The 10,214-nt window shown below is 31.9% G+C and carries 10 protein-coding genes and 1 tRNA gene; 3 read left to right on the top strand and 8 right to left on the bottom strand.

Annotated elements, in window-relative coordinates; translation table 11 throughout:
- The first annotated feature begins 109 nt into the window (after positions 1 to 109).
- A tRNA-Val gene (locus PHF25_00170) sits at positions 110 to 186 on the top strand.
- 204 nt (positions 187 to 390) lie between these two features.
- On the opposite strand, the gene PHF25_00165 is transcribed toward PHF25_00170, so the two are convergent.
- The 4 genes from PHF25_00165 to earP form a co-directional block, all read right to left on the bottom strand.
- Positions 391 to 1,194, bottom strand: a complete 804-nt coding sequence (locus PHF25_00165) for a nucleotidyl transferase AbiEii/AbiGii toxin family protein (GenBank protein ID MDD4526434.1) — start codon at positions 1,192 to 1,194, stop codon at positions 391 to 393.
- Entirely contained in the window at positions 1,191 to 1,826 is a 636-nt protein-coding gene (locus PHF25_00160; protein ID MDD4526433.1) for a hypothetical protein, read from the bottom strand. Before PHF25_00160 ends, PHF25_00165 begins: the two co-directional genes overlap by 4 nt.
- Positions 1,827 to 2,194: 368 nt before the next feature.
- Complete coding sequence (gene efp, locus PHF25_00155) at positions 2,195 to 2,755, bottom strand: elongation factor P (protein ID MDD4526432.1); 561 nt, start codon at positions 2,753 to 2,755, stop codon at positions 2,195 to 2,197.
- Positions 2,756 to 2,764: 9 nt separating this feature from the next.
- Positions 2,765 to 3,871 carry an elongation factor P maturation arginine rhamnosyltransferase EarP gene (gene earP, locus PHF25_00150; protein MDD4526431.1) on the bottom strand — a complete coding sequence of 369 codons (1,107 nt, stop codon included), beginning with the start codon at positions 3,869 to 3,871 and terminating at the stop codon, positions 2,765 to 2,767.
- A gap of 179 nt (positions 3,872 to 4,050) precedes the next feature.
- On the opposite strand from earP, the gene PHF25_00145 reads away from it, so the two are divergent.
- On the top strand, positions 4,051 to 4,755 hold the full coding sequence (locus PHF25_00145; protein ID MDD4526430.1) for an SPOR domain-containing protein: 705 nt from the start codon (positions 4,051 to 4,053) through the stop codon (positions 4,753 to 4,755).
- Positions 4,756 to 4,758: 3 nt separating this feature from the next.
- Positions 4,759 to 5,787, top strand: a complete 1,029-nt coding sequence (locus tag PHF25_00140; protein ID MDD4526429.1) for a rod shape-determining protein — start codon at positions 4,759 to 4,761, stop codon at positions 5,785 to 5,787.
- Here PHF25_00140 and PHF25_00135 read toward each other — a convergent pair.
- From PHF25_00135 to PHF25_00120, 4 genes are all read right to left on the bottom strand, one after another.
- Entirely contained in the window at positions 5,784 to 8,114 is a 2,331-nt protein-coding gene (locus tag PHF25_00135) for an ATP-binding protein (GenBank protein ID MDD4526428.1), read from the bottom strand. The two genes, PHF25_00140 and PHF25_00135, sit on opposite strands and share 4 nt — an antisense overlap.
- 1 nt (position 8,115) lies before the next feature.
- Positions 8,116 to 8,532 (bottom strand): thioesterase family protein, encoded by a 417-nt coding sequence (locus PHF25_00130; protein ID MDD4526427.1) that lies wholly within the window; start codon positions 8,530 to 8,532, stop codon positions 8,116 to 8,118.
- Positions 8,533 to 8,544: 12 nt separating this feature from the next.
- Complete coding sequence (locus PHF25_00125; GenBank protein MDD4526426.1) at positions 8,545 to 9,834, bottom strand: SDR family oxidoreductase; 1,290 nt, start codon at positions 9,832 to 9,834, stop codon at positions 8,545 to 8,547.
- Between the two features lie 83 nt (positions 9,835 to 9,917).
- Positions 9,918 to 10,214 (bottom strand): ATP-binding protein (locus PHF25_00120; protein MDD4526425.1); only part of this gene is annotated, 297 nt, incomplete at its 5' end.

Genomic DNA, 10,214 nt, shown 5'->3' with positions numbered 1-10,214 from the left:
TCGAGGATCCTCGAAATTACTACTGAATCAAAGATTCAGATAATTTCGGGAGTTAGAGTGCTCTGGGTATATTTTTTGTGTATACTTATATTTGATAGTTCGTTTTATAGGGTGATTAGCTCAGTTGGTTAGAGTGCTTGCTTGACATGCAAGAGGTCAATGGTTCGATTCCGTTATCACCCACCAATAGACACAAGGCTTACAGCGTTTTTTAATTTTCCTATTTTTTGATTTTGGGTACACTTTAAAGTATTTGGAATTTTTCTATCGTTTTTCTCAAGTTATCTTCATTCTGATTTATATAATATTGATAAGTTGTTTGAAGCTTACTATGCCCCGTTAAATGAGCTACGTTTATAGTATCAAACCCTTTTGAGCTAACAGACTTGATTATGAGGCGGTTAAAAGTAATCGAAAACCATTAATATTAAAAGATTCAATCAATATAGAATCCTCAATAAAACTAGACACATCAGAAATAACTTTCTTCATATCCACACCTTCAATTAGTTTAAGTAATTCAGCTTTCCAATTATCATCATTAATCTTGCATGAAATATTAAACTGAACCAAAGCATTATTGAGCATTACCATATTTGGTACAATCCTTGGGTGAGTTGTTAAAATCCAAAATATATCATAATAATCCCTACCCTTCACAAACTTCCTTGTCATAATAGCATTTATTTTACCAGACATTATTGAGGATAAATCATAATGATCTAAAGTTAATGGAAGATATTTATTTACCAAAGAAACCTGATTTGTAGCTCCCTTTGGAGGATTAGTGTCTATATCTAATTTTATGTTTAAGTTTTGATTTAAATTAGAAGAAAGACCAAGGGGATAAAGCAATTCACTAAATTTAATCATAGCCACATATACGTTAGTGTTATCTTTGTATGAAATATTTAAACGATAACCAGCAGCCTGTAATTCAATTCTTAAGGCTTTAATTAATGCTAAAAAATCAAAATCTTTTTGTTCTATCTTCAATGAAAAATCTAAATCTTCTGAGAATCTTGGTAATTGAGAAATAAAACGTAATGATGTCCCCCCTACAAAAGAAGCAATATTAAAAAAATTGTTTTTTTGTAAAATAAGTAATATATAACTCTGCAGGTATTCTCTAGTCACATTTAACCTATTAAATGCTTTTTCTTTATTAACAAGCTGACTTAAATAATCTCTCATAATTCCTTTAATCTATTCCCATTTAAAATTAAATCCTCAAGAAATAAAACAAATTTATCAATATTCTTATTTGCAAACATTACAGAAAACTTCCTTAGCTTATTAATGTCTAATACATCTAAATTCTGTAATCTTAACTCTTCAACCATGCCGATTGTTACTTTTAGTCGATTAACATACACATAATCCAATAAAGCCTTTTCTGGGTACGCAATAAAATAAGGGAAACTTTCATCCATAGACACATATCCAAAAAATAACTTCTCTTGAATATGTCGATAACTAAAGTCGCCAACAATATTTGAAAAACTATTTGCTCTTTTAGTTGTTAAGGCTGTTACCACATAAACATTTTCTGGTATTAACCCATAATACTCCAAAGCCTTCTCAAGACTAATATACGATGGTTGCAAGATATATGCTGACAAATAAAAACTGTTAACATTCAACTGCCTATATTTTTCACTAAATATATAAATACTATTTCTAATTCTAAATAATTTTCCTGCATCTACAAATCTTGAAAACTGAACTTGAACTTGATTTATGGATTCATTAAAAAGAAGCGCTACCCCTTTTAAGTCAATAAAAGGTTGTTTAGTATATTTTAAAAGAAGATCATCAAACTTCATTGCAATATATTAACATATCTGATAAGTTTTTGCAACGACACACAAATATAGACATTTCCGTGTATATATTTGTGTGTATATCTTTCCTGCAATTTTTCTGACTCACCAACGATAATCGAGCTTGCATTCATAACTGAATGTAATCTCGATACATCATTAGATAATTGGAAAAATTGCACTGATTTTAAAGCAAATTTAATAAACCCATAAAAAAAGAGCACTCATTCCTAAGTGCTCTTTGAATTTACAAACTATTTTCAACTAAACCTTCTCTTTTAGGCAATGTATTGAGTTTGTCGAAACAAGAAGGTGCCGAGATGTAGCGTCAATCATAAGAACAAAAAACATCTATCCGGCGAATGAGGCTATTACTGTTCCCTACCTACATATTCCTTTGTCGTGGTATCAACGATGATAACTTCACCAATCTTAATAAAATAAGGAACCTGCACCTCAAGTCCTGTCTCTACAGTTGCTGGTTTTGTAACTTTACCTGAGGAATCACCTCTAGTTACTTCTTCTGTATAAGTAACCTTTAAATTAGCTGATTTAGGCAAATCAATACTAACTGCTTTGTTTTCATAAAACAAAATATCAACTATTTGTTCTTCTAAAATAAAATAAATAGCGTCACCCAAATCTTCTTTAGTAATCTCAACTTGATCAAAAGTTTCTTGATCCATAAACGCATATGAATCATTCGTTGAGTACAAATATTGCATCTTTTTAACATCAAGCCTAACTTCATCTAGCTTATCTGTAATAGTATAGGAAGTTTCTTGCAAAGCCCCTGTCTCCATATTCTTTAACTTCATTTTGATAATAGCATTCTGTCTTGCTGCTCTGTAATATTCACACTTAACTATTAAAAAAAGGTCATTGCCTCTCTTAATAATATTCCCTGCTCTAACCTCTCCTGCTAACTTCATATTTCACTCCTATATTTGTTCAATAAACTTTAATAATCGCTCTATTAATGTACCTTTTTCTAGAACTTTCTTTCTAAGTTTCTGAAGATTTAGTCTTATTTTATCAAGATTATCCATAAATGAATAGGTGATGTCTTCGATTTCTTCATCTTTTGCCTCACTAATTCCATTATAATAAAGCAATAAATCTTTATAAATCTTGAACAATTCTTTATCCTCAAAAAACTCCTCAGCCATATTAATAAAAGCCTTAATCTTAACAATATGGGCAAAGTCAGTCTGAGGATAAATCTGCCATAAAAAAGTATTAGCAACATTAATTGCCTGCATCAAGGAGTCTTCCCCTCTTACTAAATTAAAATCAGCTATTTTCAACAAAGCATCAAATTCAAGCTGAGAATAAAATCTTGGATAAATCAGTACTAGCTTACCCTCAGGAAGCATCGTCTGACTTAACGAGCGCTGACTTTTCTCCCCACAAACGAATAAATATATTTTTTTCTGATACTTATTTAAAGCATTAATCATTGCATCTACTTCTTCCCCGTAATTAAAAAGAACACCAACTAAACAATCAGACGAAGGCGCTAAGTTATGTTCATTCAAAAAATAAGCTCTATCGAAAGGTTTATTCTTTTGCTTTTCTTGATTTATTAACATCCCACCACTTTGTTCAGTGAAGCCAGGTATATAAAAGTGCTTCTTTGCTACTCCGTCTATATATGAAGCGCTACCATGAACACTTTCTACCCAGGATTCAGCAGAAATTCCCTCTATATTAATAATTAGCTGACTATTTAAATACGCTTTGTCTCGATACACTTCTGGCAAAGGAGTTTCCAAAAGCTGAATAACCAATGGCGCAGGGGAAAAATCATTCATTCTTGCTCTCAAGATATCTATAACAACTATATTTTCTAATTCTTGAATCTCCAAACTTGAATTGATAGAACTATCCAATAAATTTAACAAACTCAAATCATCAATAAATAAACTAATTCTAGCTAATGGATATTTATTTTGATATGACCTAGCTAATCTCAAAGCGATGCCAGCATCTCCATAATTATCCACAACATGACAGTGGATATCGACATTATTATTAATTAAATTCATAAATCTATTTTAACTTATTTTTGTCTAAAAAGTATTAATCCCCCAGCAAATAAGTAATTTTACTGTTAAATAAACAAATTATTACGCAAAAGAGGGATTTAATGCCTAGTAAAAAGAATTTTTCTTTATTATAATAGAAATTGTAAAATCCAAACCAATAAAGCAAAGAAAGGATTATTATGTTTGCAGATGATGAACTAAAAGATTTCGATTTCGAAGAACTAGATAATGAGATTGGACTAGGAGAGCTCTTGAAACAAAAGGATAATTTTTTTGTTTCTCTTTTTAAAAAAGTAATTTTTGGGATACTTGTTATCCTTATTGGAGTTATGGTTTTTTATGCTAGTTTCACAATTGGCAAAGTTTTATTCCTTTCTGATAATTCTATACCTATTAACCCCCAACAAGAGGAAATAATGGAAGAAACGGATGTTATAGACGAAGTTGTCGCAACAATCAACGTCATTAAAGAAGAAGTAACAGCTAAACCTGTAGAAACAAAAGCTACCAAACCTGAAAAAACTGTACCAATTAAAACAGAAGCTAAACCCATTACGCCAGTTGTTGCTCCTGTCAAAGTTGCTGTTGTTGAAAACAAAGCACCAGTGGTCACAACGGTTGTAGCTAAAGCAGAACCAGCCAACACAGTCAGTTATAGCCTTATTGCTGGAACTTTTGGTCAAAAAGAAAACGCCAAAAAAGTTCAAACTAACTTAGCCTTACATGGCTATGAGTCTGAAATTACAACTATTAACAAAGGCACTACAACTTTATATAGAGTTATTGCAGGCACTTATACGGATTTCGAAAAAGCAAACGCTTTAAAGAAAGCCTTAACTGCCTCTGGAATTGATAGTTTTATTGATTCAACTACTGCAAAATAATTAATGCTATTTAATAATTTTCGACAAGACATTGGAATTGACCTGGGGACAGCAAACACTGTCGTGTTCGTCAAAGGTAAAGGAATTATCCTTAGAGAACCCTCCGTCGTAGCAATTGAAAAAAACTCAAGACAACTCATGGCTATTGGTAAAGAAGCCAAGCTAATGGTTGGAAGAACACCAGGGAATATAATAGCCATGCGTCCACTAAAAGATGGCGTGATTGTTGACTTTGATATTACAGAACAAATGATCAGAAGTTTTATTAGCAAAATTTACCCCAACAGATACGCCTCTATTTTCAAGCCAAGAATAATTATTGGAGTTCCTTCAGGAATTACCAATGTTGAAAGAAGAGCTGTTGTGGAAGCTTCTTGCCAAGCAGGAGCGAAAGAAACCTTTCTCATAGAAGAACCTATGGCAGCGGCAATAGGCGCAAATTTGCCCATTGAGGAGCCTACAGGAAGCATGATAGTAGATATTGGCGGCGGAACTACTGAGGTTGCGGTTATTTCTTTAGGTGGAACTGTAGTAGCTAGATCTATACGGGTTGCTGGAGATGAGATGGATCAGGCAATAATTGGTCATTGCAGAAAAAATTATAACCTTCTAATAGGTGAAAGAACCGCTGAATCTATTAAAATTCAAATAGGCTCAGCTTATCCTAAACTGAAAGAAAAAGAAATGGAGGTAAATGGTCGAGACTTAGTAACTGGGTTACCAAGGACATTTACATTAACTTCCTCAGAAATAAGACACGCCCTACTAGAACCAATTAACACAATTGTGCAAACAGTTAGACTAACCTTAGAACAAACGCCACCGGAACTATCAGTCGATATTTCCAATAATGGAATTTATTTAGCAGGTGGAGGAGCACTATTAAAAGGCTTAGACAAATACATCTCAGATGAAACAGGTCTTAAAATCAAAATAGTTGAGGACCCTCTTTCTAGTGTTGCCTATGGAACTGGAAAAGTACTAGAAAATATGCATAGGTTTAGAAGAGTTCTTATAGCAGAAAAAACTTAATTTACACGAGGCAAAAATAACTTTAAAGTAGTCCCCGCTCCTTCTTTACTCTCAACAGTGATATCGCCTTTAGCATCTTCAACTATCTTTTTAACAATAGCTAAACCTAAACCAGTGCCCATAAGATTTTTTCTCTTTGTATAAAAAGGCTTAAATATTGTATTTAAATGTTCAGCCGGTATGCCCACCCCATTATCAGTGATTGCAACACAAATCATCTCTTTATTTTCTATACTTACAAGATATCCCTCAATTATCACAAGCTTTTCTGCAATATTATTTTCAACTACAGCCTTAATTGCATTATCTATAATATTCATAAATATCTTTTGAATTTGATGTTCAAACATAACAATTCTAACTTCAGGCATTTCCGTCATCTTCACAGTAATTTTATGCTTAAAAACTTCATCTGAATTATTAAACTGCTTAATGATTTTTAATAACAAATTTTTTAAATTAACTTTCTCTGTGGGAATATCTTTGGAGGTGCGTGAATAATCCAAAAAATCATCAGCTATTTTTCGAAGTTTGTCATTAATCTGAACCGTTTCTTCTATAATCGAATCCATCTCTTTGTTGTTAACCAATAAATACTTTAAACTTTTTAACATTTTATTTTTTTCTTTAATGTCGCTTTTTTCTACTGCTTCATACAAATCCAAAATTACCTTGTCATTATTTTTAAGCATATCCTCTTGCTTAACATAGGTAAAAAGCCTATTCATTGAGCTTAAAGGATTTCGAATATCATGTGCCACCTCACCAGAAAGCTTACCCATTGCAGACATTTGCTCTTCCTCAATTAGTCTATTCTGCGCACCCTTTAATTCAATCAAAGCTTCTCTTAATTGGTTGTTTTTTTCTTCTAATTCTTTTTTGTGTTCTACATACATCTTTTTTTCTATGGCTATTCTCGTTTTTTCCTCAATCTCGAATATGCGCATTAACACCAAAGAACCTTGGTTTATCATAAACCTTAACAATCTAAAATCCTTTGTCTTAAACCTATCCCCACTTTTTTTCTTAGAAACAACTAAAATGCCGTTTATTTTATTTTTAAAGATACTTCCAACTAAAGCTTCTGCTCCAATCATATCCATCACAGACAAACATTCTCTGATGCTGATATCTTCTTGATATTCCACGGAATTCAAAAGCTCTTCCTTAACTAAGATATGCCCCTCAACTCTCTGCATAACTGTTAATAATGAATGGGTAATACTAATAGATAAAAGTTTAGACCTTTTTCTGGAATCGATAAAATCATCCATACGTTCCAATTCAACATAGTAATATTTTGTTTTAGTTCTATTTGGAAGGAAAATACCTGCATTTTCAACCTTAATATACTTGGTAATATCTTCCTGCAAACTGTATAGCAAGAAGTAAATATCGGTAATTTCGCTTAATTTTCGATTAACTCTGTCCAAAACTTTATCATAATTATAATCAGCCACATAAAAAAGGCTATCAGTCATGGTTTTCATCCATTCCTTGATGTACTCAGAAAAAAGGATAAAGATTGTCCAGATGCCTGCCACCAAAAAGTAATGGTAACTTGCTTGCGTGGAAAAAACTTGATTGGTTATGTAGTTAGCGAACATTACAAAAGGCAATATCACTAATAAAAACAAAACAAAAAAGTAGGTGCTCCTCTTTAATAAAATATCAATATCCAACAAACTATGTTTCAAAATCGAATAAGTAATAATGGTGACCCAACTAAAAGATAAAACAAACGCTAAGGGATAAAAAGCAGGATAATAATTAGGAATCCAGTCCATAAAACCAAATAGCCCTATGAAAAAAGCTACAAAAAGATATCTTAATCTTGTTCTTTCCACAACATTTACTTCTTTCATCTTCCGAATAATTTGCACACAAAGGTTCGAGAAAACAAAAACATAAAAGATTATATTTAGGAAATTAAAATCGTTAGCTACTGGATATTTCCCCCAAGAATAAACCGCAATACCCGTGTAAGTTTTACCAAAAAAAAGTAAAACTACCAGAACAACAGCAATAATAGAGATGATGTTATTAAGTTTATAATGTTTCCTGTTGATAAACTTGTTAACAAACAATTGAGCGAAGACTGGAATCAAAATAATTCCCACTGTACCTATTTTTGCAAAAAATAAAGCAACTTGCAGGTCAGGCACACTATACATAATGCCATACCCAATGTTCCAAATAAAAATTGATAGAGTGAATAAAAAGAAATAAACATTAACAATTTTTTTGTTGTTACTTAATAAAACAAAGCTTCCCAAGCTAATGTTCAGTAATGCGTTTAAAAAACTTAAAACAGTAAAGGGATGCATGCTAGATGAGTATTTTTTTTAGAGCCTGGTCAATTTTATCAGGAATTATAACAATACCATTGTTACTGTCTACAAAGGTTATTTTGTCTTCACCCTCTGCGACTATTTCACCCTCATTATTTAGCAACTGATACTGCAGATACAGCTTTAGTTTCTTTAATTGCTTACATCTAACGGTAACAGTTACATTATCATGTAACTTTAATTCTTTAGCTATTTTAATATGATTCTCCAGAACTATCAGTTTGATTCCTTGCTTAAAGAAATAATCAGAAAACCCTGCCACTTCTGTGAGAAAAAAATTCTCTTTTGCTATTGAAATCCACTTATGATAAGAAATATAAGTAGCATTACCATAACAACAAGTATCAACTAAATACACCTTAAAACTCTCACTATAAAACTTGTTTTTGCTCATTTGCCCTACTCCTTAACTAAAATCGTTTTTGACTGCATAGTCTATTAATTTATGGTAATTGTTACTATCCATAACAGGACAAAGTTTTAGGACATCCGAAAAATCAGATTGCAAATTTTTTGTATCGAAAACCATTTCTCCTTCATTCATATAGCCATGAAATATCTCACCAATAAATTTATAATAAAAACGTTCCAGATCATTCAGAGTGTCTGCTTCTGGCTTATCATCAACAAAGGTATATCCTTTTATATTTAAAAAATCAAACATCTGTTTAGCCATTTCTCGATGGTTGTAATTATTATTACAAACAACATGCACCTGTTTTTTATTGGAAAATTTTTTATTTGTAGAGACTTCATGTATTAATTTTGCACCATAATCCACTGGGCAAATATTAATTCCTGTTGTTTTGTCTATATGCAACCGCATTCTTAGAAATAATGTCTGATCAGGAGTTATCCCTGCTCGTTTTCTAATCTTATAAAAATAATTTAGCCACGCATAAAAAATTGCATACTTTTTGGTATAACCTATTGGTTCATACAATAATCTGCCCGAAATCCCTGAGATTCTATAAATCATGTAGTTAATGCCTTTGGCTTCACAAAAATCCTTAACAAGCCCCTCTGTTATTATCTTTGTTTTCTCATAATTGTTGTGAAAAGCAGCACTTTTATTATTGAAATCAGGAGAAATAACTCCTTCGGCTACACCACAGGCATAGGAAGTGCTAACATAATGAATACTCTTCACAGCTAAAACTGTACATAAATCTAATAAGTTTTTTGTGCCTTCTATATTAATTTTTTCTAATCTTTGTTTGACTGCATCTGAGTTTCTAAAATCAGTCAAAGCAGCTACATGATAAAGATCTGTTATCTTCAAACCTTTCATTTTTTTCAATACAGATTCGTTAATTCCACAATAAGGCTCACCAACATCAAAAGAAACATTTACTATTGCTGAACGAACTTTCTCCAAATCTGAATCTGCTGTTTTAGTGTAAAGTAACTCTTTTTTAAAAATTTCATTAAACTTATCCTCTGAACCTGCATGGATTAAATTAATAATCTTAATTTCCTGTAAATTATCTAGATTGTTTTCTAATATTTCATACAAAATATGAGAACCCAGCAAACCAGTGCCACCAGTAATCATGATATTCTTGGTAGTATTATCTACAGGAAAGCTTACACTTTTCCTAACAATTACTTTGGGTGTTGCTCTTGCCTTGGTCTGAACACTATACGAAACATTGGTAATTACATCTGTCTTATTCTTTACATCCTGTAAAGACATAGTTTCCCCCACTCTTTAAGTACGCTAATATCCCCATTAATAATAATATCTAATAAACTTAATGTTTTCAAGTTAGGATCAAATCAAATAAATATATGATAAAAAAGCCCCTCACCCGGCTGATTATCGAGCAATAGTTGTCCATTAAGAATATCTTCTGCCCCATTCTTAATCATCCAACTACCAAGACCGGTGCCACCTTCTTTTCCCTTGGAAACATATGGTTCAAAAAAAGTACTAACAATATCTTCTGGCAAACCACCAGCATTGTCTCCTACCACTATAACCAATTGAATGTTTTCTTTTTTTACTTTATCAAGATTTTCTTGATATAACTCAGAATAATCCTCAAAGGTCATGATCTTAATATCAACTTTGGG

Source organism: Candidatus Margulisiibacteriota bacterium (genome assembly GCA_028706105.1).
Lineage (GTDB): Bacteria > Margulisbacteria > Riflemargulisbacteria > GWF2-35-9 > DYQY01 > DYQY01.
The sequence above is the reverse complement of the archived record's forward strand: the minus strand, read 5'-3'. Positions and strand labels throughout refer to the sequence as shown.

Excerpts from the sequence above, each read along its gene's own strand:
- PHF25_00165 (MDD4526434.1), bottom strand. The coding sequence starts at position 1,194 with ATGAGAGATTATTTAAGTCAGCTTGTTAATAAAGAAAAAGCATTTAAT.
- PHF25_00160 (MDD4526433.1), bottom strand. The coding sequence starts at position 1,826 with ATGAAGTTTGATGATCTTCTTTTAAAATATACTAAACAACCTTTTATT.
- efp (MDD4526432.1), bottom strand. The coding sequence starts at position 2,755 with ATGAAGTTAGCAGGAGAGGTTAGAGCAGGGAATATTATTAAGAGAGGC.
- earP (MDD4526431.1), bottom strand. The coding sequence starts at position 3,871 with ATGAATTTAATTAATAATAATGTCGATATCCACTGTCATGTTGTGGAT.
- PHF25_00145 (MDD4526430.1), top strand. The coding sequence starts at position 4,051 with ATGTTTGCAGATGATGAACTAAAAGATTTCGATTTCGAAGAACTAGAT.
- PHF25_00140 (MDD4526429.1), top strand. The coding sequence starts at position 4,759 with ATGCTATTTAATAATTTTCGACAAGACATTGGAATTGACCTGGGGACA.
- PHF25_00135 (MDD4526428.1), bottom strand. The coding sequence starts at position 8,114 with ATGCATCCCTTTACTGTTTTAAGTTTTTTAAACGCATTACTGAACATT.
- PHF25_00130 (MDD4526427.1), bottom strand. The coding sequence starts at position 8,532 with ATGAGCAAAAACAAGTTTTATAGTGAGAGTTTTAAGGTGTATTTAGTT.
- PHF25_00125 (MDD4526426.1), bottom strand. The coding sequence starts at position 9,834 with ATGTCTTTACAGGATGTAAAGAATAAGACAGATGTAATTACCAATGTT.